Annotated in this window: 21 protein-coding genes; 14 read left to right on the forward strand and 7 right to left on the reverse strand. The window is 70.4% G+C overall.

Annotation, left to right across the window (positions count from 1 at the left end; genetic code table 11):
* Positions 1-56 precede the first annotated feature (56 nt).
* Positions 57-1,196, reverse strand: coding sequence for an ROK family transcriptional regulator (locus tag AB0B82_RS15940; protein WP_360167857.1), 1,140 nt, complete (start codon positions 1,194-1,196; stop codon positions 57-59).
* A 179-nt stretch (positions 1,197-1,375) separates the two neighbouring features.
* Between AB0B82_RS15940 and AB0B82_RS15945 the strand changes: the two genes are divergently transcribed.
* Together AB0B82_RS15945 and AB0B82_RS15950 are read left to right on the forward strand one after the other, a co-directional pair.
* Entirely contained in the window at positions 1,376-2,356 is a 981-nt protein-coding gene (locus AB0B82_RS15945) for a Gfo/Idh/MocA family oxidoreductase (RefSeq protein ID WP_360167860.1), read from the forward strand.
* Positions 2,357-2,367: 11 nt separating this feature from the next.
* The gene (locus AB0B82_RS15950; RefSeq protein ID WP_360167863.1) at positions 2,368-3,360 is read left to right on the forward strand and encodes a Gfo/Idh/MocA family oxidoreductase; all 993 of its coding nucleotides are present in this window, start codon (positions 2,368-2,370) and stop codon (positions 3,358-3,360) included.
* On the opposite strand, the gene AB0B82_RS15955 is transcribed toward AB0B82_RS15950, so the two are convergent.
* Positions 3,361-4,317 (reverse strand): SDR family oxidoreductase, encoded by a 957-nt coding sequence (locus AB0B82_RS15955; RefSeq protein WP_360167866.1) that lies wholly within the window; start codon positions 4,315-4,317, stop codon positions 3,361-3,363.
* Between the two features lie 52 nt (positions 4,318-4,369).
* Here AB0B82_RS15955 and AB0B82_RS15960 point away from each other — a divergent pair, with 52 nt between their 5' ends.
* From AB0B82_RS15960 to AB0B82_RS15990, 7 genes are all read left to right on the forward strand, one after another.
* Positions 4,370-4,933, forward strand: coding sequence for a TetR family transcriptional regulator (locus tag AB0B82_RS15960; RefSeq protein ID WP_360167869.1), 564 nt, complete (start codon positions 4,370-4,372; stop codon positions 4,931-4,933).
* 91 nt (positions 4,934-5,024) lie between these two features.
* Complete coding sequence (locus tag AB0B82_RS15965; protein WP_360167872.1) at positions 5,025-5,780, forward strand: SDR family oxidoreductase; 756 nt, start codon at positions 5,025-5,027, stop codon at positions 5,778-5,780.
* Complete coding sequence (locus AB0B82_RS15970; protein WP_360167875.1) at positions 5,777-6,001, forward strand: hypothetical protein; 225 nt, start codon at positions 5,777-5,779, stop codon at positions 5,999-6,001. The genes AB0B82_RS15965 and AB0B82_RS15970 overlap by 4 nt, the downstream gene beginning before the upstream one ends.
* A complete protein-coding gene (locus AB0B82_RS15975) occupies positions 5,994-6,878 on the forward strand; it encodes an RNA polymerase sigma-70 factor (protein WP_360167878.1) in 885 nt (294 codons plus the stop codon). The genes AB0B82_RS15970 and AB0B82_RS15975 overlap by 8 nt, the downstream gene beginning before the upstream one ends.
* A gap of 12 nt (positions 6,879-6,890) precedes the next feature.
* Positions 6,891-7,253, forward strand: a complete 363-nt coding sequence (locus tag AB0B82_RS15980; RefSeq protein ID WP_360167881.1) for a hypothetical protein — start codon at positions 6,891-6,893, stop codon at positions 7,251-7,253.
* 68 nt (positions 7,254-7,321) lie between these two features.
* A complete protein-coding gene (locus tag AB0B82_RS15985; protein ID WP_360167884.1) occupies positions 7,322-8,365 on the forward strand; it encodes an LLM class flavin-dependent oxidoreductase in 1,044 nt (347 codons plus the stop codon).
* Entirely contained in the window at positions 8,365-9,045 is a 681-nt protein-coding gene (locus tag AB0B82_RS15990; RefSeq protein WP_360167887.1) for an NAD(P)-binding domain-containing protein, read from the forward strand. The genes AB0B82_RS15985 and AB0B82_RS15990 overlap by 1 nt, the downstream gene beginning before the upstream one ends.
* Positions 9,046-9,114: 69 nt before the next feature.
* Here the strand turns inward: AB0B82_RS15990 and AB0B82_RS15995 are convergent, their stop codons facing one another.
* Complete coding sequence (locus AB0B82_RS15995; RefSeq protein WP_360167890.1) at positions 9,115-10,845, reverse strand: FAD-dependent oxidoreductase; 1,731 nt, start codon at positions 10,843-10,845, stop codon at positions 9,115-9,117.
* Between the two features lie 134 nt (positions 10,846-10,979).
* On the opposite strand from AB0B82_RS15995, the gene AB0B82_RS16000 reads away from it, so the two are divergent.
* The 4 genes from AB0B82_RS16000 to AB0B82_RS16015 all read left to right on the forward strand — a co-directional run bounded on the left by AB0B82_RS16000 (position 10,980) and on the right by AB0B82_RS16015 (position 16,719).
* Positions 10,980-11,690 (forward strand): alpha/beta hydrolase, encoded by a 711-nt coding sequence (locus AB0B82_RS16000; RefSeq protein ID WP_360167893.1) that lies wholly within the window; start codon positions 10,980-10,982, stop codon positions 11,688-11,690.
* Between the two features lie 107 nt (positions 11,691-11,797).
* On the forward strand, positions 11,798-12,430 hold the full coding sequence (locus AB0B82_RS16005) for a sigma-70 family RNA polymerase sigma factor (protein WP_360167896.1): 633 nt from the start codon (positions 11,798-11,800) through the stop codon (positions 12,428-12,430).
* A 130-nt stretch (positions 12,431-12,560) separates the two neighbouring features.
* Complete coding sequence (locus AB0B82_RS16010) at positions 12,561-15,302, forward strand: AAA family ATPase (RefSeq protein WP_360167899.1); 2,742 nt, start codon at positions 12,561-12,563, stop codon at positions 15,300-15,302.
* A 76-nt stretch (positions 15,303-15,378) separates the two neighbouring features.
* Positions 15,379-16,719, forward strand: coding sequence for an FAD-dependent oxidoreductase (locus tag AB0B82_RS16015; protein ID WP_360167902.1), 1,341 nt, complete (start codon positions 15,379-15,381; stop codon positions 16,717-16,719).
* Here AB0B82_RS16015 and AB0B82_RS16020 read toward each other — a convergent pair.
* Together AB0B82_RS16020 and AB0B82_RS16025 are read right to left on the reverse strand one after the other, a co-directional pair.
* On the reverse strand, positions 16,697-18,046 hold the full coding sequence (locus AB0B82_RS16020; protein WP_360167905.1) for a peroxidase family protein: 1,350 nt from the start codon (positions 18,044-18,046) through the stop codon (positions 16,697-16,699). The two genes, AB0B82_RS16015 and AB0B82_RS16020, sit on opposite strands and share 23 nt — an antisense overlap.
* A 98-nt stretch (positions 18,047-18,144) precedes the next feature.
* Positions 18,145-18,927 carry an SDR family NAD(P)-dependent oxidoreductase gene (locus AB0B82_RS16025; RefSeq protein ID WP_360167908.1) on the reverse strand — a complete coding sequence of 261 codons (783 nt, stop codon included), beginning with the start codon at positions 18,925-18,927 and terminating at the stop codon, positions 18,145-18,147.
* Positions 18,928-18,981: 54 nt separating this feature from the next.
* On the opposite strand from AB0B82_RS16025, the gene AB0B82_RS16030 reads away from it, so the two are divergent.
* Entirely contained in the window at positions 18,982-19,584 is a 603-nt protein-coding gene (locus AB0B82_RS16030) for a helix-turn-helix domain-containing protein (RefSeq protein WP_360167911.1), read from the forward strand.
* Between the two features lie 79 nt (positions 19,585-19,663).
* Here AB0B82_RS16030 and AB0B82_RS16035 read toward each other — a convergent pair whose 3' ends face one another.
* Positions 19,664-21,418 carry a heparinase II/III family protein gene (locus AB0B82_RS16035; RefSeq protein WP_360167914.1) on the reverse strand — a complete coding sequence of 585 codons (1,755 nt, stop codon included), beginning with the start codon at positions 21,416-21,418 and terminating at the stop codon, positions 19,664-19,666.
* A gap of 298 nt (positions 21,419-21,716) precedes the next feature.
* Positions 21,717-23,087, reverse strand: coding sequence for an MFS transporter (locus AB0B82_RS16040; RefSeq protein WP_360167917.1), 1,371 nt, complete (start codon positions 23,085-23,087; stop codon positions 21,717-21,719).
* Positions 23,088-23,382 lie beyond the last annotated feature (295 nt).

Below are 23,382 nucleotides of genomic sequence, written 5' to 3' on the forward strand. Positions count from 1 at the left end.
GCTTCCTCTCGCTGGGCGTGGCGATGGGGATAATCATGGAGTCCAGGAAAATTATGTCAAGGCCTCAGCCCACTGGTGATCGTCGCCTCGACCTCGTCGAGCGCCAACCGGACCGCGCCGAGCGCGACGCCCTCGTCGGCGAACCCGGACACCCGGATCTCCGGCGTCCGCAGGCACCACCGGTCCAGTTCCCGCCGTAACGGGTCCACCATCACGTCCGCCGAGCGGGAGAATCCGCCGCCGATCACCACCAGTTGCGGATCGAGAGTCAATACCAGCGCCGACGCCCCGACAGCCAGGTCGCGGACGTACTCGCGCACCGCCGCCAGCGCCTCGTCGTCACCCGCCCGCGCGGCGACGAACACCCGCTCGATGTCATGCGCAGGGTCGAGACCGGCCGGCGCCGTCTTCTCGAGCCAGCGGTACAGGTGCTGCGGCGCCTGCTGCCAGCCGACCGCCGGCAGCGCGCCGATCTCGCCGGACCAGTTCGCGAAGCCGCGGTGGAGCTTGCCGTCGATGATCAGCCCGGCGCCGGTCCGCAGTCCGGCCAGCAGGAACACGACGTCCTTGGCGTACCGCGCGACGCCGCGCCAGGTCTCCGCGAGCGCGGCGAGCTTGCAGTCGTTCTCGACGCGGACCGGTCCGGTGACCAAGCGCCGTACGTGCGCGGCGAGGTCGACGCCGCTCCACTCCGGCAGCGAGTCCGACAGCATGACCTTCCCGGTGCCGTCGACGAGGCCGGTCGTCGCGACCCCGGTCGCCCAGATCTCCCCGGCGCCTGCCTTCGTGAGTGCCTTGGTCACGCAGCGATCGATCGCAGCCAGCCGAGCGCGCCGTCCGGCGGACGCAGCGACGTCGAGACGTGCCTGGCTGATCACCTCGCCGTCCAGGTCGGTGACGAGAGCCAGCACCTTGTGACCGCCGACGTCGATTCCGAGCAGTCGCCCGGCGCCGGCGTTGAACCGGTACCGCCGGGCGGGCCGGCCGACGGAGCCCGCGGCCGGCGCGACCTCGGTGAGCCAGCCGCGGCCGAGGAGGTCGCGGGTCACGTCCTCGGTCGAAGCGCGCGACAGCCCGGTGCGCTTCGACACTTCGGTGAGGGTCAGTGGCTGATCACCGCGCAGTTCCCGCAGAACGGCGGCCGCGTTGAGCTGGCGCAGCCGCGAGAGATCCCCGCCGACCGGTTCCTCGGTCATCCGCCACCTCACTTCTCCGGGACTCCTGGATAACTATAAGCATCGGTGTTGCGCGCGGGTCTCACCGTGTGAACGGGCGCGCCGGAGGTCTGTTGCGGACTCCTGACAACGTTGTACCGTGAGTCGCCGAACGCTCGATCCGAAACGTTTCCGAAGGTTCCCACTCGAGGAGGACCCGCGTGTCCAACCCGCTGAAGATCGCGACGCTCAGTTTCTGGCACGTCCATGCCGGCGACTACTCCAGGCAGGCCCAGGAGCACCCCGGAACGGAGTTGGTCGCCGTCTGGGACGACGACGCCGAGCGCGGCCGGGCCGGCGCCGAGCAGTTCGGTGTGGAGTTCACCGGTGACCTCGACGCGCTGCTCGCGCGTGCGGACATCGACGGTGTGGTGATTACGACGCCGACGGACGTACACCGCGACATCATGGTCAAGGCCGCCCAGGCCGGTAAGCACATCTACACCGAGAAGGTGCTCGCGCCGACGGTCGCGGAGGCCGAGGAGATCGTCGCGGCCACCGACGCCGCGGGCGTGAAGCTGACGGTGTCGCTGCCGCGGCTCGCGCACGGCTACACGACCGCGATCCGTGAGGTGCTCGACAAGGGCACGCTCGGCCGGGTGACGTACGGCCGCGTGCGGCTGTCGCACGACGGTGCGATCGGCCGCGACGGCAAGGAGGGCTGGCTGCCGCTGCGGTTCTTCGAGCCGAAGGCCGCGATCGGCGGTGCGCTCACCGACCTCGGCTGCCACCCGGTGTACCTGATTCAGCTCTTCCTCGGCGCGCAGCCGGAGACCGTGAGTGCGACGTACCGCTCGGTCGCGGGCCTCGGACTCGAGGACAACGCGGTCGTCGTGGCCGGGTACGCCGACCAGAAGATCGGCGTGATCGAGGCCGGGTTCGCGAGCAGCAACCCGTTCACGATCGAGCTGTTCGGTACCGAGGGCACCCTGACCTACACCGACCGCGGCAACGTGCTGCTGGTGAACGGCGAGCAGGTCGACGTACCGGAACACTCGCCGGATCCGTTCGCGCAGTGGGTCGACCACATCGTCAACGACACCCGCGCGGACGAGAACATCGAGCGGGCCGTGCAGCTGACACGCCTGGTGGTGGCAGCGAACGCGGCAGCCGAGTCCAACCGCGTCATTTCCTACAGCTGAAGGAGCCGCTCATGATCAAGGTCGGACTCATCGGCGCCGGCGGGATCGCGTCGGCGCACATCAAGGGCTACCGCGCACACGCGGACCGGATCACGATCACCGCGGTCGCGGACGCCGTCGAGGAGACGGCGAAGAAGCGCGGCGCGGAGCTGGACGCGGCGGCGTACACGGACTACCGCGAGATGCTCGCGAACGAGGAGCTGGATGCGGTCGACATCTGCCTGCCGCACCACCTGCACGAGGACGCGATCGTCGCGGCCGCCGAGGCGGGCAAGCACATCCTCTGCGAGAAGCCGCTGTGCCTGACGGCCGAGGAGGCGGCGGCGGTGCGCAAGGCCGTCACCGAGAACGGCGTGACGCTGATGTGCGCGCACAACCAGCTGTTCATGCCGGCCGTGGCGAAGGCCCGGGAGCTGTTGCAGGCCGGGACGCTCGGCACGGTGTACGAGGTGCGCACCACCGACAGCTTCTACAACGACTTCGACCCGACGTCGATGGGCTGGCGGGCGAGCAGCAAGACCAGTGGTGGTGGCGAGCTCATCGACACCGGGTACCACCCCACGTATCTGATGCTGCACCTCGCCGGCGGGCTGCCGGTCGAGGCGACCGCGATGCTCTCCACGCACCGGTTGAAGTTCATGGAGGGCGAGGATTCGGCCCAGGTGCTGATCCGCTTCGACAACGGTGTGGTCGGCCAGCTGGTGACCAGCTGGGCCTACCAGCCGGCCGCCGGCACCGAGCGGTTCTCGGTGGTCGGCGAACTCGGCTCACTGACCAGCGACGGGACCACGCTGTCGTACCAGCTGCGCTCCGGGGAGAGCGAGACCTTCGAGTTCGAGCCGGTGGACACCTTCGTTGCCGAGGTCGGCCACTTCGCCGACTCGCTGATCGGCAAGCAGCGTCCGCTGCACACCGAGGAGGAAGGGATCGCGGTCCTCGGCATCCTGCTCGCCGCGTACGAAGGCTCGCGCTCCAAGACGATCGCGCCGGTCCTGAAGGTCTGACTAGCCCACCGCGGGTTCGGTGAAGTAGAACCCCGCGGCGAGATCCGCCAGCAGGTCCGGATGGGTGGGCTGCCAACCGAGCAGTTCACTCGTCCGGGCCGCGGACGTCGGGACGTCCATCGCCGCGAAGTGCGCCAGGAATCCCAGGTACTGCGGTGCCTCGTCGGCGCTGACCGAACGCGTCGGCAGCCCGAGCTCGCGACCGATGGCCTCGGCGATCGTCCGGAACTCGATGCCTTCGTCCTGCACCGCGTGCAGCCGGCTGCCTGCCGGTGCGGATTCGAGCGCGAGCCGGTACAGCCGCGCGGCGTCCAGGGTGTGCACTGCCGACCACTTGTTGGTCCCGTCGCCGACGTACGCGGCGAATCCGTGCCGCCGGGCGAAGCCGATCAGCGTCGGCGCGAAGCCGTGCTGATCGAGCCGGCTGTGCGTGATCGGCGGCAGCCGCAGGGCCGATGAGCGGATGTCCTTGGCGGCCAGCTCGACGACGTAGTTCTCCGCATCGACGCGATACCCGCCGGCCGGTTCGAAGTCCTCCTCGGTCGCCACTCGTCCGCGAGCGACGTCGGCCAGCATGGCGGTTCCCGACGTGCTGACCAGGGGCTTGCCGGTGCCGGCCAAGGTGTCGCCGATCGCCCGCAAGGCAGCGAGGTCGGACTCCGCCGCACCGGCCAGGTCGCCCGCCTGCATGGCGTCGTGGCGGAACGCGAGGTGGACGACTCCGTCCGCGGCGGCAGCCGCCGCGCGCAGCCGATCGAGGTCGTGCAGGTCGCCGCGGACGACCTCGGCGCCCCAGCCGGTCAGCCGCTTCGCCGACTCGTCGGACCGGGCCAGGCCGAGGACCTGATGACCGTTGTGCAGGAGTTCGGGGACCAGCGCCGAGCCGACGTGACCGGAGGCTCCGGTGATGAAGACGCGCATCGAGAGTTCCTTCCCAGTGATGTCATTGACTGACATCACTCACCCTACAGCCTCATGTCACTCGATGACATCAGGCTAGGATCGAGGCATGGGACGGTGGGAGCCAGGAGCGGCCGGACGGCTGCGCGTCGCGGCGATGGAGCTGTACGCCGAGCGCGGCTTCGACCGAACGACTGTCGCCGAGATCGCGGACCGCGCCGGTGTCACCGCTCGGACGTTCTTCCGGCACTTCGCCGACAAGCGCGAGGTGCTGTTCGGCGGCTCCGAGCAGCTCGAGGAGCACCTGGTCGCCGCCCTGGCCGCGGCGCCGGCGGACGCGTCGCCGATGGCAGCGGTCACGGCCGCCGTGCTCGCGTCGGCCGACTACTTCGCCGACCTGCCGCGGGAGGACGCGCGCCGGCGGGCCGCGGTGATCGCGTCGACGCCCGAGCTGCGGGAGCGCGAGCTGATCAAGATGGCCTCGCTGACGACTGCGCTCGCCGGGGCGCTGCGGGATCGCGGCGTCGAGCCCGCGGTGGCCGCGCTGGCGGCCGAGACCGGGGTCGGGGTGTTCAAGGTCGCCTTCGAGCGCTGGATCGCGGCGCCGGACGACGTACCGATCGGTGACGTCATCCGGGCGACCCTGCAGGACTTTTCCGCGCTCACCGCTTAGGAGCAGGACTTTTCGCGGCCGGGCTGTCACAGCCGGGGCAGGTGCCCTGTCTTACCTCGTGACAGCTCACATCCAACTGAAGGGGACTGCGATGAAGATCGTCGTGATCGGCGGCACCGGCCTGATCGGTACCAAGCTGGTGGCGAAGCTCACCGAGCACGGCCACGAGGCGGTCCCGGCCGCTCCGAGCACCGGGGTGAACACGATCACCGGTGCGGGCCTGGCGGAGGTCCTCAAGGGCGCCGACGCGGTCGTCGACGTGGCCAACTCGCCGTCGTTCGAGGCCGGGCCGGTGATGGAGTTCTTCACCACCTCGACCCGGAACGTGCTGGACGCCGAGGACGCGGCCGGTGTCGAGCACCACGTCGGCATCTCGATCGTCGGCACCGAGCGGCTGGCCGACAACCACTACTTCGCCGCGAAGATCGCCCAGGAGAAGCTGATCGAGGGCTCGGGCATCCCGTTCTCGCTCGTGCACGCGACCCAGTTCTTCGAGTTCGTCGGCGGGATCGCGGACGAGGGCACCTGGGACGACGGCAAGGTGCACATCGCGCCGGTCGCCTGGCAGCCGATCGCGGCCGAGGACGTGGCGGCGATCCTCGGCCGGACCGCGGTCGGTACGCCGCTCAACACCCGGATCGACATCGCGGGCCCCGACGAGGTCCGGATGGACGAGTTCTTCCGCACGGCGCTGGCCGAGCGCGGCGACACCCGCGAGGTGGTCTCCGACCCGCACGCCCGGTACTTCGGCTCCGAGCTGACCGAGCGCAGCCTGGTGCCGCTCGGTGCGGCGACGCTCGGCCAGGTGCACTACGCCGACTGGTACGCGACCCAGGCCGGGCGATGACGATGGGCCCCGACCACGAGTTCCTCCGGAACCTCGACGCGGCCGTCGAGACCGAGCTCGCCCGGAACGCGGCCGTCACGCCGCCCGAGCAGGAGTCGCCGGGGGAGTGGCTGATCGATCCGTTCGAGCTCAAGGCCGAGGCGGCCGATCTGAACAGCCTGCACAGCGCGATCCACGCGCTGGAGGGCGAGCCGGAGCCGTATCCTCCCGCTGATGCCTGAGATCCCCGAGAACACCGAACAACCCGACGACGGGGTCGCCGCCTTCAACGAGGTGCGGCCCCGTTTGATGGGGATCGCGTACCGGATGCTGGGCAGTCATGCCGAGGCGGAGGATCTGGTCCAGGAGGTGTGGCTGCGCTGGCAGGCCGCGGACCGTGCCGCCGTACGGAATCCGATCGGGTACCTGTCGACGGCGGTGACCAGGCTGGCGATCAACGCGAGCCAGTCGGCGCGCGCCCGCCGGGAGACGTACGTCGGTCCGTGGCTGCCCGAGCCGGTCGACACCAGCGCCGATCCGTATCTCGGCGCCGAGCGCGGGGAGGCGTTGAGTTTCGCGGTCCTGCTCGTGCTCGAGCGGCTGTCACCGACCGAGCGTGCGGCCTACATCCTGCGTGAGGCGTTCGACTACCCGTACGACGAGTTGGCCGCGATGCTGCAGACGAGCGAGGCCGCCGTCCGGCAGCTCGTCAGCCGCGCCCGGAAGCGGATCCGCGCGGAACGCCGGACCGAGGTCAGCGGGAGCCGGCAGAAAACGTTGCTCACGGCATTCATCACCGCGGCGCGATCGGGCGACCTCAGTGCACTGGAGAACCTGCTGGCTGCGGATGCGATCAGTTACTCCGACGGCGGCGGCGCCGCGCGGGCGTCGAAGTTCCCGGTGGTCGGCCGACTGCGGGTGGCGAAGTACCACCGGGCCTTCCACAGCCATTTCTGGGTCGGCGTCGAGGTCGAGTTCGGTACGGCGAACGATCGCGCGGTCGCGCTGCTGCGCCGCGACGGCGAGGTGTTCGCGATCTGTACCGTGACCGCCTCGGCCGCGGGGATCGACGAGGTGCTGTGGCAGCTGAACCCGGCGAAGCTGTCGGCGGTCGCCTGAGGTGCCGACGTGATGAAGCGTGGCGACCACGCTGTTGTGCACCGCTTCGCGACCGCGTGCCGTGCGGGCAGTGCCGGGGCGGTCCGGAGCTTGCTCGCGCCGGAGGTGGTCGCGGTCAGCGACAGCGGCGGGCAGGTGGCCGCGACGACGGATCGGGTCCGCGGCGCCGACCAGGTCGCCCGGTGCGTGACGCACCTGGTGGGCCCGGAGACCGTGCTTACGGTCGAGGCGGTGAACGGCCGGCCGGGTGTGGTGCTGCGGATGCTCGGCCGGGTGGTCGCGGTGCTCAGCCTGAACGTCACCGGCCAGAAGGTGTCCGAGGTCTGGATCGTGCTGAATCCGGACAAGCTCCGGCACTGGCAGTCCCGGGAATGAACCCCGCCGCTCTCACGTTGACGTGTCAACCTAGACTTTTCCCGACCAGGTGACAGGAGCGTGTGAGCATGGCCGAGCAGGTCCGGCTGGATTTCGGGTTGGACACCTTCGGTGACATCCCGGTGGACGACAGCGGTGCGCCGGTGACGGCCGCCGCGGCGATCCGGCAGGTGGTGGACGAGGCCGTGCTGGCCGACCAGATCGGCGTCGACGCGGTCGCCCTCGGTGAGCACCACCGGCCGGAGTTCTCGATCTCGACCCCGGAGACCGTGCTGGCCGGGATCGCGACCAAGACGTCGAAGATCAAGCTCGGGTCGGGCGTGACGGTGCTCAGCTCGGACGACCCGGTGCGCGTGTTCCAGCGGTTCGCGACCGTCGACGCGCTGTCGAACGGGCGGGCCGAGGTGATTCTCGGGCGCGGGTCGTTCACCGAGTCGTTCCCGCTGTTCGGGTACGACCTGGCCGACTACGACAAGTTGTTCGAGGAGAAGCTGCAGCTGTTCGTGCGGCTGCTCGACGAGAAACCGGTCAGCTGGGAAGGCACGGTCCGGGCGGCGCTCGACAACATCGAGGTGTACCCGAAGACCGAGTCCGGCCGGCTGGCGACGTGGGTCGGTGTCGGTGGGTCACCACAGTCCGTCGTGCGGACGGCGTACTACGGGTTGCCGTTGATGCTCGCGATCATCGGCGGTTCGCCGGAGCGCTTCGCGCCGTACATCGACCTGTACCGGCGGGCGGCGCAGCAGTTCGGGACCGTCGCGCACCCGGTCGGCATGCATTCGCCGGGGTTCGTCGCGGACACCGACGAGCAGGCGAAGGAGATCTTCTACGCGCCGTACAAGGTGATGCGGGACCGGATCGGCGCGTTGCGCGGCTGGCCGCCGCTGAAGCGCGAGGAGTTCGAGGCCGAGCTCCAGCACGGATCGATGTACGTCGGTTCGCCGGAGACCGTCGCGCGCCGGATCGCCGGCGCGGTGCGGGCACTCGGCGTCGAGCGGTTCGACCTGATCTACTCGGGCGGTCCGCTGCCGATGAGCGCGCGGCTGAAGGCGGTCGAGCTGTACGGGACCAAGGTGATCCCGCTGGTGCGGGACATGCTGGCGGAGGCCTGATGTCCGACGCAGCGACGACGATCGGGATCCTCGGCGCCGGGAAGGTCGGGACGGTGCTTGCGCGGCTGGCGGTCGCGGCCGGGTACGACGTGCTGATCGCCGGCTCGGGTGACGTGTCGAAGATCGCGCTGATCGTGGAGGTGGTCACGCCCGGCGCGGTGGCCACCACCGCCTCGGACGCAGCGGCCCGGGCCGACGTGGTGATCCTCGCGCTGCCGCTGGGCAAGTACCGGACGATCCCGGCCGATGCGCTGCGGGGCAAGCTGGTGATCGACGCGATGAACTACTGGTGGGAGGTCGACGGCATCCGCGACGACCTCACCGATCCGCTGACGTCGTCGTCGGAGCTCGTCCAGGAGTTCCTCGCGGACTCGCGGGTCGTCAAGGCCTTCAACCACATGGGATATCACGACCTGGACGAGGGCGCGCACGCCGTACCGCGCAAGGCGATCGCGGTCGCGGGCGAGCAGCCCGACGCCGACAAGGTCGCCGCGATCGTCGACAAGTTCGGCTTCGACCCGGTGTACGCCGGTCCGCTGGCCGACGGCAAACGCCTCGAGCCGGGGACCGAACCGTTCGGCGCCAACGTCGGCGCGGACGAACTCCGCGCCATGCTCGACCGCTACCCGCAGACCGCACCCGGCCGCGAGGTCCTGGAGGCCCGCGCAGCCGCGGCCTGAGCGGTCGCCGGGGAAACAAAGTCGCTGGGAAACAAATGTGCGCCGGGTGACGAAAAGTTTCCCAGCCGGTCACTCCACGAGTTTGCCGTCGGTGGTGACGTCGCGCATCAGGCGGCGCAGCTCGTCGGGGATGGGCGGGATCGACTCCGGCGCGACCTCGCCGGGGGCGGACCAGACCAGGTTGACCTGGAGCGACTCGTCGAGGTCGGGGTAGTCCGAGCGGTTGTGGCAGCCGCGGGTCTCCCGGCGGACGAGCGCTGCGTCGAGTGTCGCGCGCGCCGCCAGCGCCGAGGACTTCAGGTCGAAGGCGTGGGCCAGGTCCTGGAAGCCGGCGATGTCCGGATGGACGCCGATCCGCGTGATCCGCTCCTCGAGCTCCGCGAGTTCCGCGAGGCCGGCGCGCAGACCGTCCTCGTCCCGGACGACGCCGGCGCGCGCGGTCATCGTGTCGCGCAGGGCGCGTTGCAGGGCGCGGACGTTCTCCGGGCCGTCGTTCGCCAGCAACTCATCGATCTCCGCGCGGGCCTCCGCGACCGCGTCCGCCGAGCGGTGTTGCGCCTGCCGGTCGATCGAGTACTTCGCTGCCTCCTCGGCGACGATCCGCCCGAACACCAGCAGCTCGATCAGCGAGTTGCCGCCGAGCCGATTCGCGCCGTGCAGGCCGCTCGCGGACTCACCGATCGCCCACAGGCCGTCCACGCCCGTGCTGTGGTCCTCGGGCCGGACCCACACGCCGCCCATCGAGTAGTGCGCGGTCGGCGCGATCTCGATCGGCTCCTTGGTGATGTCGAGCATCTGCAGCTCGAGCAGCGTCTGATACACGCGCGGCAGCCGGCGCATGATGGTTTCGCGGGGGAGATGTGACACGTCCAGCCAGACGCCGCCGTTCGGCGTACCGCGGCCTTCCTTGATCTCGGTGTACGCCGCCAGCGCGACCCGGTCCCGCGTCGACAGCTCCATCCGCTCGGCGTCGTACCGGGCCATGAACCGTTCGCCGAGCGCGTTGCGTAGTTGACCGCCCTCGCCGCGGGCCGCTTCGGACACGAGCGTGCCGGCCGCGTTCCCGGGCTCGATCAGGCCGGACGGGTGGAACTGGACCAGCTCGGGGTCGCGGAGCCTGCCGCCGGCGAGGACCGCGAGCCGGAACGCGTCGCCGGTGTTCTCGTCCCGGCGCGACGACGTACGACGCCAGATCCGGGTGTGCCCGCCCGCGGCCAGAATCACCGCGTCGGCGTGGATCACGTACCGCCGCCCGGTCGTCAGGTCGAAGCCGTACGCGCCGAAGACCGTGTTGTCCTTCACCAGGATCCTGGTCACGTAGACGGTGTCCAGGATCGGCACGCCGAGCTGGACCGCGCGGTTGATCAGTGTGCGCTGGATCTCCAGCCCGGTGTAGTCGCCGGCGAACGCGGTCCGGCGGAACGTGTGCGCGCCGAAGAACCGCTGCGAGATCCGTCCGTCGGCCTCCCGCGCGAACGGCATCCCCCAGCGCTCGAGGTCCTCGATCCCGCGGGCCGCGTTCTGCGCGACGACCTGGACGGTGATCGGGTTCGCGAGCAGGTAGCTCTCCTGGAGCGTGTCGGCAGCGTGTTGCTGCCAGCTGTCGTCGGCGTCCATCGTGGCGAGCGCGGCGTTGATGCCGCCGGCCGCCAGTGACGTGTGCGCGTCGGATCGCGGACGTTTGCCGAGGGCAAGCACTTCCACGCCTTGCTCGGCCAGCTCGATCGCGGCCCGCAGTCCGGCACCACCGGTGCCGATCACCAGGACCGAGGTGGCGATCTGCTGCTCGGTGATACCCATCTGGACTCCTCCGCCGGTGTGAGCGTCTCACTCAGTAGGACACCGCAGCCCCTGGGTCTGTGACTGTCTCTCCGGTCACAACAACGCTGTCTGCCCGGTCTCACTCGGTAGACCCCTGAGCAAAGGAGAGCTCCATGAGTGAGAATCCGGTCGTGGTCCTGGTCCACGGCGCGTTCGCCGAGTCGGCCAGCTGGAACGGCGTGATCGAGCGGCTGCGCGCGCGGTCGATCGAGGCGGTCGCCGTGCCGAACCCGCTGCGTGATCTGGCCGGCGACGCGCAGTACGTGCGTGACGTCATCGCCGGGATCGGGAAGCCGGTCGTCCTGGTCGGGCACTCGTACGGCGGCATGGTCATCACGCAGGCCGCTGCGGACAACGAGCAGGTCCGGGCACTGGTGTACGTGTGCGCGTTCGCGCCCGATCACGGCGAGACGGCGTTCCAGCTGTCGCTGCAGTTCCCGGGCAGCACGCTCGGTGACGCGCTGCACGCGTACCCGGTCAGTACCGGTGGCAACGAGCTCGCGATCCGACCGGACGTGTTCCGGCAGCAGTTCTGCGCCGACGTACCCGAGGATCAGGCCGCGTTGATGGCCGCGACGCAACGCCCGGCGACCGAAGCCGCGCTGACCGCGCCGCTGCCGACCTCGACACCGGCCTGGTCGACGATTCCGTCCTGGTTCGTGTTCAGCGACCTGGACCGCAACATCCCGGTCGCGCTGCACCGGTTCCTCGCCGAGCGTTCGGGCGCGAAGGGGGTTCGCGAGATCGCGGGCGGGTCGCACGCGCTGAGCGTCTCGCAGCCCGTGGCCGTCACGGCCACGATCCTGGAGGCCCTGGGCGCCTGACCACGAGCCCGACCACGGGGTCTCCAGGGCGCGGACCCCGTGGCCGGCGGCCGACGCTGGGTGTTGTCCCCCCAGGAATGTGCTGCTCGGCGTCAGGAGGCCGGATCGTGTGTACGACGGGATTGGACGAGTTCCTGCAGGCTCGACCGCGGTTGTACCGGATCGCGTGCCGGATCGCCGGCAACTCGCACGAGGCCGAGGAGCTGGTCCAGGACGTGTGGGTGCGCTGGCAGCGGACGGACCGGACGCGGGTAACGGACCCGCAGGCGTTCCTGGTGACGACGGTGTCGCGGCTGGCGATCAATCTGGTCCAGTCCGCGCGGCGCCGGCACGAGACGGCCGCCGGCCCGTGGCTCGCGGACGAGCGGTTCGCGGACGAGCAGTTCGCGACGGGGCGAATCGCGACCGGGGGAATCGCGACCGGGGGAATCGCGACCGGGTGCATCGCGACCGGGTGCATCGCGACTGGGTGCATCGCGACTGGGCCGGATCCGCAGCAGGCCGCCGAGAACCAAGAGGCGTACGCGGTCGCCGCCCGGCTGATGAGCGAGCGGCTGTCACCATCCGAGCGGGCGACGTACGTCCTGCGGGAAGGCTTCGGCTATCCGTACCGCGACATTGCCGAGACGTTGCGGATCGGGACGCCGAACGCGCGGCAGTTGGCGAAACGCGCCCGCGACCGGCTGGCTGCGGAGCCGGCGCCGCGGCCGCCCGGGTCCTTGACCACGGCAAGCATCTGAGCAGCCGGCTCAGGCGCGGCTGAACGGGGCAGCCGATTGTCAACCGGTGTCCGATAGGCGTTGCGGTACGCGCGGGTCCTGTACCGGTATCGCTGCTCGCACGTAGCCTCTGACGAGGGGGTGTGAGCCGATGACCAGCACAGCGCCGGAGCTGCGGGGACGCGCGATCGAATCCGCACGCCTGGACCACGTCGTGGCCGGGATGCGCTCCGGAGCCGGACAGGTGCTGGTCGTGCGCGGCGAGGCCGGGATCGGCAAATCGGCGTTGCTCGACGACCTGGTGAGCCGCGCCGACGGTTGCCGGGTTGCGCGGGCCAACGGCGTCGAGTCCGAGATGGAGTTGGCGTTCGCCGGTCTGCACCAGTTGTGCCTGCCGCTGCTCGGTCTCAGTGAGCGGCTGCCGGCCCCGCAGCGGGCGGCCCTCGAGGTCGCGTTCGGGGTCAGCGGCGGCGGTCCACCGGACCGGTTCCTGATCGGCGCGGCGACGCTCGGTCTGCTGTCGGCGGCTTCCGATCGGAAGCCGCTGCTGTGTGTCATCGACGACGCGCAGTGGCTCGACCAGGCCTCGGTCCAGACGCTGACGTTCGTCGGGCGGCGGCTGTTCGCGGACCGGATCGGCCTGGTGTTCGCGCTCCGCGAGCCGGTCGTCGGGCCGGAGTGGCGCGGGTTCCCGGAGCTGCCGGTGCGCGGTCTGGCCGACGACTACGCCGCTTCGCTGCTCGACTCCGTCGTCCCCGGGCGGCTGGACGGCTCCGTCCGGGACCGGATCGTGGCGGAGACGCGTGGCAATCCGCTGGCGCTGATCGAGCTGCCGCGCGGGTTGACCGCCGCGCAGCTGGCCGGCGGGTTCGAGTTGCCGGACGCGCGCCCGATCGCGAGTCAGATCGAGCAGAACTTCGCCCGCCGTCTCCAGGCGCTACCGCCGGACACACAGCGGTTGCTGCTGACTGCGGCGGCCGAGCCGGTCGGCGATGTACCGCTGCTGGTGCGTGCGCTGGCGACCCTCGACGTCCCGATGGCCGCGGCCGCGCCGGCGGAGGCGGCGGGGTTGATCGATATCGCGGCCCGGGTGCGGTTCCGGCATCCGCTGGTTCGGTCGGCGGCGTACCGCAGTGCCGATCCGACGGACCGCCGGACGGTGCATCAGGCCATCGCCGGCGCGATCGACCCCGAGCTCGACCCCGACCGCCGGGCCTGGCATTGCGCGCAGGGTGCCGACGGCCCGGACGAGGAGGTGGCCGCCGAGCTGGTGAGTTCGGCCGCTCGGGCGCAGCGGCGGGGCGGGATGTCGGCGTCGTCGGCGTTCCTGCAGCGCGCGACCGAGCTGACTCCCGATCCCGCGACCCGTGCTATCCGCGCGCTCGCCGCGGCCGAGGCGAGTCTCGCGGCCGGTGCCTTCGAGGCCGCACAGCGCTTGCTGAACACCGCCGAACAGGGCCCGGTGACCGACCTGCACCGGGCGCGCGTGAACCTCCTGCGCGCCCGGCTCACCTTTGCGTCCGGCCACAGCCTGGACGCGCCGCCGTTGCTGATCGACGCCGCCCGGCGACTCGAACCGCTCGATCTCGCCCTCGCCCGCGACACCTATCTGGACGCGATCGCCGCGGCCCAGTTCGCGGGCCGCTTCGGCCGCGACCAGGGGATCGCGCATGTCGCTCGCGCGGCCCGGTCGGTGCCGCAGCTGGCCGAGCCGCGCAAGCGCGACCTGCTGTACGAGGCGGTCACCACACTCTTCGCGGACGGCTACCCGGCCGCGGTCGCGCCGTCGCGGGAGGCGATGACCGCGTTCGAGGCGGAGAACGGTACGTCGGACGCCGACGACCTGACCTGGATGTGGCTGACCGCGATGCTGGCGGTGAGTCTGTGGGACGACGTGGCGTGGGACCGGCTGACCGGCCGGCATCTGCGGATCGCCCGTGAGGCCGGCGATCTGAACCAGTTGCCGCTGGTCCTGCACCACCGGGCGATGCTGAACATGTTCGGCGGCGAGTTCGGGACGGCCGCCGCACTGCTCGCCGAGGTCCGAACGATCAGCGAGGCGACCGGCGTCGGCCTCGCGTCGTACGGCGAGATCTGCCTCGCCGCCTGGCGCGGGCAACCGGACGCCGCCGCCCGGACGGCGGCCAGCCTGGAGGACTCGGCGACCAGGGGTGAGGGCGGCGCGGTGTCGTTCGCACACCTGATCGATGCACAGCTGCAGAACGCGCAGGCGAACTATGCGGCCGCGTTGGCGTCCGGTCTGGCGGCAACGGCGTACCCGGAGGAGCTCGGTCCGGCGAGCTGGGCGTTGCCGGAGCTGATCGAGGCCGCGTCGCGCGCGGGGCAGCCCGAGAAGGCCGCGACGGCGTACGACCTGCTGACGAACCAGACCGAGGCGAGCGGCACCGACTGGGGGCTCGGGATTCTCGCACGGGCAACGGCTTTGCGGTCGACCGGGCGCGCGGCGGAGGCGGCGTACCAGGAGGGCGTCGAGCGGCTGAGCCGGACGCGGATGCGGATGGACCTGGCGCGGACGCATCTGGTGTACGGCGAATGGCTGCGGCGCGCGGGACGCCGCCAGGACGCGCGCGGTCAGCTGCGGATGGCGTACAAGCTGTTCTCGGCGAGCGGCGCCGCCGCGTTCGCGGAGCGGTCGGCGCGTGAGCTCGCGGCGGCGGGGGAGGTGCTGGACGAGCGCCGTACGGCGGACAACTCCGGGCGGGACTCGTTGACGTCGCAAGAGGCGCACATCGCCGATCTGGCCGGCGCCGGGCTGACCAACGCCGAGATCGGTGCCCAGATGTTCCTCAGCCAGCACACCGTCGAGTGGCACCTGCGCAAGGTCTTCGCGAAGCTCGGGATCACGTCCCGGAAACAGCTCCGGCCGCAGTAAGGCCGCGGTCGTTCGTTGTCACAGTTGACCAGGCTGGCGTGTCTTACTTGTGAGAGCTCGACGGACGGAGGACGCGGTGCGCAGGATCCTGGTGGTGGGCGGCGGGTATGCGGGCTTCTACACGGCCTGGCGGCTGGAGAAGAAGCTGCGCCGCGGCGAGGCCGAGGTGGTCGTCGTCGACCCGCGCCCGTACATGACGTACCAGCCGTTCCTGCCCGAGGTGGTGGCCGGCTCCGTCGAGGCCCGGCACGCCGCGGTGTCGCTGCGGCGGAACCTGCGGCGCACGAAGATCGTGGCCGGCATGGTCACGAACATCGCGCACGCCGACCGCACCGTGACGATTCGTCCGTCGGTCGGCCCGAGCTACCCGATGACGTACGACGTGATCGTGGTGACCGCCGGCGCGGTGACGCGGACGTTCGACGTCCCCGGCGTCGCGGACCGCGCGATCGGGATGAAGCACGTCGAGGAGGCGGTGGCGATCCGGGACCGGATGTTCACCGCCTTCGACGAGGCGGCCGGGCTGGCGCCGGGGCCGCAGCGGCGCAAGCTGCTCACGGTCACGTTCGTCGGCGGCGGGTTCTCCGGGGTCGAGGGCGCCGCGGAGCTGTTGTCGCTGGCGCGGGCGCTGCTGAAGAAGTACCCCGAGCTGTCGGCGGACGACCTGGCGTTCCATCTCGTCGAGGCGACCGGCCGGATCCTGCCCGAGGTCAGCGACGCGCCGGGCGCGTGGGTGGTCCGGATGTTCGAGAAGCGCGGCGCGGCCGTGCACCTGAACACGACTGTCACGTCGGCTCAGGACGGGCACGTGGTGCTGTCGGACGGGTCGGAGTTCGACTCGGAGCTGATCGTCTGGACGGCCGGCAACGCCGCGACCCGGTTGCTGCGCAACCACACCGACCTGCCGCACAACGAACGCGGGCTGGTCCAGGTGCGGGCCGACCTGCGGATCGGTACCGAGACCGAGATCGTCCCCGACGCCTGGGCGGCCGGCGACGACGCGGCGGTCCCCGACCTCGCGTCGTCGGTCCCGGGCGCGTACACGGTCCCGAACGCGCAGAACGCCGTACGGCAGGGGAAGCTGCTGGCGAAGAACCTGGTGCGGTCGTTGCGCGGGCGGGAGCCGAAGAACTACGTGCATCACAGCCTCGGTGCGATCGCGACGCTCGGCCTCGGGATCGGCATCTTCCAGTACCGGCGGATCGTGATCAAGGGCCTGCTCGCGTGGCTGATGCACCGCGGGTACCACGTCCTCGCGGTGCCGACCTGGGACCGGAAGGTCCGGGTGCTGTCGATCTGGCTCGCGTCGTTCTTCTTCGGCCGCGACATCGTGTCGCTGGCCTCGGTCCAGAGCCCGCGCGAGGCATTCGCGACCGAGGCCCGCTCCCGCGCCCTTACCGCGGCTCGGTCGGAATGAGCAGGTCGGTCAGGCCGAACCTCGGACCGGCGGCCGGCAGCGTCGGTTTCCAGCCGGGCTCGAGGCTGAGGTAGCTCGCCGGGTCCGCCCGGAGCAGTCCGATCAGGACTTCCGCGACGATGCGGCCACCGACCGGGCCGAGCCGGTCGCCGTCGGATTCCTTCAGGATGTAGAACCAGAGCGGGGTGCCGCCTGGCCAGGTGTCATCGGTGAGGGGCGGGACGCCGAGGAGTTTGGCGATGGACTCGCCGCTCGGCAGACCGGTGGTGTCGCCGCGGAGCAGATCGCGGACGGCGAGCGAGCGGTACGCCGACTCGTCGACGGCGCCGGTGACCTGCTCGGGCAGGCCGATCAGGCTCGCGGGCAGCCGGCCGTCGAGCCGCTTCGCCCGCTGCGCCGGCGGCCGGCCCGGGACGTCGAAGAGTTGGGTGAGATCGAGCTCGTGGGGCGGTGGACCGAAGCAGACGAGGTCGGGGAAGAGTGGCAGTTCGGGGCCGTTCGCGACCAGCCGGTACGTGTGCCGGATCTGGCCGTGTCCGTAGCGGTAGGCCGCGTCGGCGAACTCCAGCGGGATGAACGCCTGCATCGGCTCCGGCGCGAACCACTTGCCGCCGTCCTCGAGGACCTCGGTCACCAGCGGCTGGCCGACCAGGCGCGGCAGGAAGTCGTGGACCACGATCCACTGGTAGTGCCAGGTCAGGGTGATGCGCGCTCGCTCGAAGACCTCCTCCTCGGCCGCGCCGGACCCGCGGAGCAGGTCGACGAAGCGGTTGTGGGCGTCCAGGAGTGCGATGTGCAGAGCCAGGGAGAACAGGTGGACGTCGTTGCGCGGGTCACCGATCAGCGCGACACCCTGCTGGTTTCGCGGTACGTCGTACTTCTTGCCGTCGTTCGTTTCGTTGTTCGTGCTGTCGTGGGTGAGGAGGAACTTGGCGGGGTCGTCGCGGTCGAACAGGTACGGCGATCCGACCGGGCCGTCGGCGTACAGCATCTCGAGGTTGAGCCGCGGCGAGCGGGCGTTCTTCAGCGCCTCGACCTGCGCCAGGCCGGTCGTGATCGGTGAGCGGTCGGCGGTGGTGTCGTGGGCGAGCAACTGCCCGAAGAACGGCCAGCCCGCTGCCTGCTCGGCATCGTCGCTCTCGCCGCCGAGGTGCGCGGAGCCGGCGCAGATACCGCCTGCCGCGCCGGCTCGCATCAGCACCTGCGGATCCGTGCCCAGCGGCTCCAGCCCGGGGAACATCCGCCCGTACCGCGCGCCGCCGATCGGCCGATCCACGCTGCGCACCAGACTCAGACAGTGGTCCCGCGCCGCCGGATGCTTGCTCATCCACAACCTCCTGAAGAATTCGAATCATCAGGAAAGACAAGACAGCCACGCCGATTGTGACCGTGACAGTTGCCCGCGGCCCGGGTACCGATGGGGCGTTACAGGCTGAGGGCCTTCGGCGGGCCGGAGAGGGCGGCCTTGAGCTGGAGCGCCAGATCGTCCATGATCTCGAGCCGACCGGCTTCGAGTCCGTCGAGGGCGAGGCGGGCGATGTCGGCGGGGTCGTACATGAGTTCCTCAGGGAGTTGCACACCGGTCTGCTCGGCGAAGTCGAGCAGGGTCTGGGTGCGGATCAGGCCGGGGACCAGGCTGCTGACGAGCGTGCCTTGGCTCTCCAGCTCCGCGCGGACACCGTTGGTCAGTCCCCACGCGGCGGACTTCGCGGCGGCGTACGCCGTGTTGCCGTGGACGGTCGACCACGCCGCGGCCGACAGCACGTTGAGGATTGCACCGCCGCCGTTGCGGGCCAGCACCGGCGCGAACGCGCGGATCATCGCGAGCGTGCCGTAGTAGTTCGAGTCTATCGTCTCGCGGATCTGCGCGAGATCGCCGGTGACCAGCGAGCCGCCGTTCGTCGACGCGGCGTTGTTGATCAGTACGTCGACGTCGCCGGCGATCGCGGTCACCGCGTCGACCGAGGCCTGATCGGTGATGTCGAGCCGCAGGACTTCGGCGCCCGGTACGTCGACGAGCTCGGGCCGACGAGCGGTGGCGTACACCTTCGCGCCGCGGGCGAGCAGTTCGACGGCCAGATGGTGGCCGAGGCCGCGGTTGGTACCGGTGACGAGCGCGGTCGCGCCGTGCAGTTTCATCGTTCCTCCGAAGGATCCGGCCAAGGGGCGGCCGAGGTCGGGATGGGTGGAAAATGACCGAGTGGTCATGTTTGTCACCTTAGACAGAAGATGACCGATCGGTCAACTTGCTACCCTGGGGTCGTGACGACATCGGTGAGACCGCCGCGCGCCGACGCGGCGCGGAACCGGGAGGCGCTGCTGGCCGCGGCCGAGGCGGAGTTCGCCGAGCGCGGGATCGCGGCGTCCGTCGCCGACATCGCCCGCCGGGCCGGGGTGGTGAAGGGGACCGTGTTCCGGCACTTCGCGACCAAGGAGGACCTGATCGCGGCGATCGTGATCGGGCACATCGCGACGCTGTCCGACGAGGCCCGGAAGTTGCTCGGGGCATCGGATCCGGAGGCGGCGCTGCGTGAGTTCCTGACCGTGGCCGCCGATCAGCGGCACCAGCACAACCTGACCTTTCTGCAGACGGCCAGCGCCGGCAACACCGCCGTACTCGCGGCCCGAGACGAGCTGATCGGGTACATCGGGCAGTTGGTCGACGCGGCGCGCGCAGCCGGCGCGATCCGGGCGGACGTGACGGCGATCGACGTGTTCCTGATGATGTGCGCACCGATCCACATCATGGAGAACTCCTCCGACCCGTCGCCGTCGTTGTGGCAGCGCTATCTCGGCATCCTGTTCGACGGTCTGCGTCCGGAGGGAGCGAGCCCGCTGACGCAGCCCGCGCCGAGCAAACCCTGATCTGCCGGCAAACCCTGATCTGCCGAGCGTGCCGGTGATCTGCCGAGTGAGCCGGTGAGCCTGCAGGGTGAGCCGGTGATCAGTTGATGCGGGTGAGGCGGCCGTCGTCCTGGAGGCGAATGGTGGTCTTGCGGGTCCCGACGGTCAGGTCGACGAAGAACAGGTTGCCGACGGTCCGGGTCTGGTAGCTGACGGTTTCCGTCGGCGCGGTGGGGACGATCGCGGACAGGATGGCTGCCTCGCTGCCGGCGCGGGCGAACGTGACGACGGGTGCCGCCTGCCGGTGGAAGATGTCCGAGTAGTACCAGCCCTGCACAGGATCCTGCTGGCCCTGGACGACGCCGATGCTGTTGGCGGCCGGCTGCTGACGATAGGGGATCTGCAGCAGATACGTTCTCGAGTTGTTGCCGTTGGCAACCGCGGTGGTCGGCGACTGGACCGTGACCTGCTGATCGGGCGCGAGATGCCAGAGCGTCTCGTACCGCTGGTTGCTCGTCGCCTGACCGCGATCCAGTGTGACGACGAGGTCCGGATCCTTGAGCACGAGGACGTCGCGCTTGCGGTTCACTCCCGGCGCGGGGGAGTCGGCGAGCGAGTACGACTCCCAGGTCGGCGCGATCGAGGCGCGCAGCAGTCGCGTCGGCACGCTCGTGGTCTCGGCCGACGGGATACTCATCACGTTGTGCGCGGCCTGGCTCTTCGACCACGCCTGCCACTTGTCGAGCTGGTACCCCGAGTGCCCGGGGTCGATCAGTACGTCGCGCCCGTGCGACGAGTACGTGATCGACATGTGGTCGTCGTGCCCGTGCAGCGTCCGCGCGGCGCCGTACCGGATGCTGTACGTCGACTCCTGGCCGAACGACCGCGTCTCACCCCAGCCGGTCCGGCCGAAGACGTACCCGGCATCGAAGACCGCGACCCGTTTGCCCGGCTTGGTGCCGCGCTTCCCGAGGCTCGCGACGTAGTCGAGCGCAGTCCCGGCGGCACCGGTCGGCTTCTGCCGTACGGCGTCGCCGACCTGCTGCAGCTCGCCGGTGGACTTGGTGGCGAGCGCGAGCCATTCCGACAGCGCGGCCCGCCGTTGCGCGATGACCTTTCCCGGGTCGGCGCCGCAGCGCTGCAGGGTCGTCGTCGCCCGTCCCCAGAGCAGGTAGTTGAACATCGCGTACCCGACCGACTGCTCGTTCGTCGACCCCTGCGGATCGATCGCCGTCGTGATCGCCTGGGTGAGCCGGTCGACGGCCAGCTTCTTCAGTTCGGGCCGCTGCAACGTGCAGCCGACACCGAACAGTGCGATGCTCTCGTCCGTCCCGTGGTTCGACGGGCCGCTCCAGTTCGCGATCATGAACTGCGCATGGTCGATCAGTGCCTTGTCGAGCCAGGCGTACTGGGTGGGCAGGGTAGTGACCTTGAGCCCCTGGAGGACCGCCCGCCGGGTGCAGAGCAGCACGTTGGTGCGGTGCATCGTGGCTTCCCAGGCGCCGATGTCGCTCTTCCACGAGTACGGGTTGTCCTGGACCCAGTCGCGGATGATCGCCAGCGTGTGCGTCAGCGCCGTACGGTCACCGCGTTGGCCGGCCTGGATACCGTTGCCGAGCCAGCGCAGCGAGTGCAGCCACATGTACCAGCTGGGCTTCTGGTACGGGTTCGAGCGCCAGTCCACGTCGCCCTTCCCGTTGCCGACGCGGTGCGGCGGATCGTCGCCCCAAGCAAAGGTGTCTTGCAGCAGCATCGTCAACGGAACTGCCGACTGGATGCCGCTGAACCCGGGGCACTCGTAGGTACCGGTGTTGGCCACCGGGGTCGAGGGCGGGGGAGTGGCTGGGGTGTCCACGCCCGGCAGCGGCTCCTCGCCGGAGGTTGAGTCGGGGACGCTGGGCCTGGGGCTGGTCCCTGGGGTGGGCGGTGAAGTGTTGGGGGTTGGGGAGCCAGGTGTGGTGGCTGCCGTGTTGCGGTCGCGGGCACCTGGCATGAGCACGAACACCGCACCGGCGAAGGCGACGGCGCAGACCAGGACGCAGACAAGCGTCAGCGCGACGGTCGTGCTCAACCGCCTCGTCGGATGCGCCATTCACCCCCCTCTCACCTCACCAGACGCCCGACGCCACTCATTCCGTTGCGTCCCCCAGGCGTCACGCCGTGTCGTTAGAGGGTACGAGACGTGCCGTACCACGTCCGACCACGGCCACCCCGAGGCCCAGGACGCTCGCCCCAGCGGCCACCAGCGCACAGCTCACGAACCCGCCGCCGAGCTCGTGCGCGGCCCCCAGCAGCGGCCCGAAGGTGGCGACGCCGATCGCGCCACCGATCTGTCGCGACGTGTTGAACGCGGCCGACGCAGCGCCGTGCAGCCCCGGTTCGACGGAGGCGATCGACTGCGCAGTCATGGTCGGAACGAGCACACCGGAGCTCAGACCGAGTGGGATCAGCGCGAGCACCATCGGCCAGACCGCGTCCGCCGTACTGGCCCAGGCGAGCGCTACGAGCGCCACGGTGATGACCGCCTGCCCGGTCGCGAGCACCGCAGACCTGCCGAACCGAGCGACCAAGGGCGCCGAGGTGAGGTTGGCGACCGAGATCAGCCCGGTCAGCGGCAGAAACAGCAGTCCTGTAATGAGCGCGCTCAGCCCGCGGCCTTGCTGCAGCAGCAGGCTCATCGAGAACAGCACGCCGTAGAACACGAAGTTCAGCAACGCTCCCTGAACCGCCACGGCCACGAACCCGCGCTCGCCGTACAGCCGGGTCGGCAACAGCGGGACCCGAGCCGATCGCTCGACCAGGACGAACGCGGTCACCCCCGCGACGATGACTCCCACGGCGCCGACGACCGCGGGATCGAACCACCCGCGCACCGGCGCCTCGATCAACGCGAACACCAACCCGCCGATGAACGCGGTCGCGGTGGCCATACCCACCAGATCGAGCCGGCGGGGCCGCCGTACGACGCTCGGCATCGCGCGCCACGCCCAGAGCGCGGCGGGGATCCCGATCACCACGTTGACCGCGAAGACGGCACGCCAGTTCGCCAGCGCGACCAGCCCGCCGCCGAGCAATGGCCCGGCCGCCATCCCCGCACCACCGGCAGCGGCCCACCAGCTCACCAGCCGATGCCGGTCCCGCTCGTCGGTCGCGGACGCCGTGGCAAGCACGAGTGCGCTCGGCAACAGCAGCGCCGCGCCCGCGCCCTGAACCAGTCGCGCAACGTTCAGCATCAGCATCGACCCGGCCACCGCGCACACGGCCGACGACGCCGTGAACACCAGCAGCCCGGCGAGGAACGCCCGCTTGGCGCCGACCGTGTCCGCGATCGCGCCGGCCCCGAGCATCAGCGCGGCGAACGCCAAGGTGTACGCATTCACCGCCCACTCGAGCTCCGCCCGAGATGCGCCCAGATGCTCGGCCAACTGCCCGAGCGTCACGTTCACGATCGTCCCGTCGACGAACACCATGAACGACGCCACCATCGCCAACCCGACAACCGCCCGCGGGCGCAGGAAACCCATGCCGACGACCCTACGTCGCTGTTCGACACTCATCGAACAGATTTCGCGCAGTGGACTCCTCGACACTCGACGGGCGGGGTCCATGGGTGTGGGGTTGGGTCGGGTCGCTGGTTCGGGTCGCTGGTTCGGGTCGCTGGTTCGGGTCGCGGGGACGAGGTGCTGGATGGGGCTGGGTGGTGGGGTCGGGCGTGGTGGGGTCGGGCGTGGTGGGGTCGGGCGTGGTGGGGTCGGGCGTGGTGGGGTCGGGCGCGCCGATCCGGTCAACTGCCCGATCCGGGCGTCCTTCGAGTGGGCC

The sequence above is a fragment of the Kribbella sp. NPDC048915 genome, from assembly GCF_040649595.1.
GTDB lineage: Bacteria > Actinomycetota > Actinomycetes > Propionibacteriales > Kribbellaceae > Kribbella.

Excerpts from the sequence above, each read along its gene's own strand:
- AB0B82_RS15975 (WP_360167878.1), top strand. The coding sequence starts at position 5,994 with ATGCCTGAGATCCCCGAGAACACCGAACAACCCGACGACGGGGTCGCC.
- AB0B82_RS15970 (WP_360167875.1), top strand. The coding sequence starts at position 5,777 with ATGACGATGGGCCCCGACCACGAGTTCCTCCGGAACCTCGACGCGGCC.
- AB0B82_RS15990 (WP_360167887.1), top strand. The coding sequence starts at position 8,365 with ATGTCCGACGCAGCGACGACGATCGGGATCCTCGGCGCCGGGAAGGTC.
- AB0B82_RS15965 (WP_360167872.1), top strand. The coding sequence starts at position 5,025 with ATGAAGATCGTCGTGATCGGCGGCACCGGCCTGATCGGTACCAAGCTG.
- AB0B82_RS15995 (WP_360167890.1), bottom strand. The coding sequence starts at position 10,845 with ATGGGTATCACCGAGCAGCAGATCGCCACCTCGGTCCTGGTGATCGGC.
- AB0B82_RS15985 (WP_360167884.1), top strand. The coding sequence starts at position 7,322 with ATGGCCGAGCAGGTCCGGCTGGATTTCGGGTTGGACACCTTCGGTGAC.
- AB0B82_RS15960 (WP_360167869.1), top strand. The coding sequence starts at position 4,370 with ATGGGACGGTGGGAGCCAGGAGCGGCCGGACGGCTGCGCGTCGCGGCG.
- AB0B82_RS15955 (WP_360167866.1), bottom strand. The coding sequence starts at position 4,317 with ATGTCAGTCAATGACATCACTGGGAAGGAACTCTCGATGCGCGTCTTC.
- AB0B82_RS15950 (WP_360167863.1), top strand. The coding sequence starts at position 2,368 with ATGATCAAGGTCGGACTCATCGGCGCCGGCGGGATCGCGTCGGCGCAC.
- AB0B82_RS16000 (WP_360167893.1), top strand. The coding sequence starts at position 10,980 with ATGAGTGAGAATCCGGTCGTGGTCCTGGTCCACGGCGCGTTCGCCGAG.
- AB0B82_RS16040 (WP_360167917.1), bottom strand. The coding sequence starts at position 23,087 with ATGGGTTTCCTGCGCCCGCGGGCGGTTGTCGGGTTGGCGATGGTGGCG.
- AB0B82_RS15980 (WP_360167881.1), top strand. The coding sequence starts at position 6,891 with ATGAAGCGTGGCGACCACGCTGTTGTGCACCGCTTCGCGACCGCGTGC.
- AB0B82_RS15940 (WP_360167857.1), bottom strand. The coding sequence starts at position 1,196 with ATGACCGAGGAACCGGTCGGCGGGGATCTCTCGCGGCTGCGCCAGCTC.
- AB0B82_RS16025 (WP_360167908.1), bottom strand. The coding sequence starts at position 18,927 with ATGACCACTCGGTCATTTTCCACCCATCCCGACCTCGGCCGCCCCTTG.
- AB0B82_RS16020 (WP_360167905.1), bottom strand. The coding sequence starts at position 18,046 with ATGAGCAAGCATCCGGCGGCGCGGGACCACTGTCTGAGTCTGGTGCGC.
- AB0B82_RS16010 (WP_360167899.1), top strand. The coding sequence starts at position 12,561 with ATGACCAGCACAGCGCCGGAGCTGCGGGGACGCGCGATCGAATCCGCA.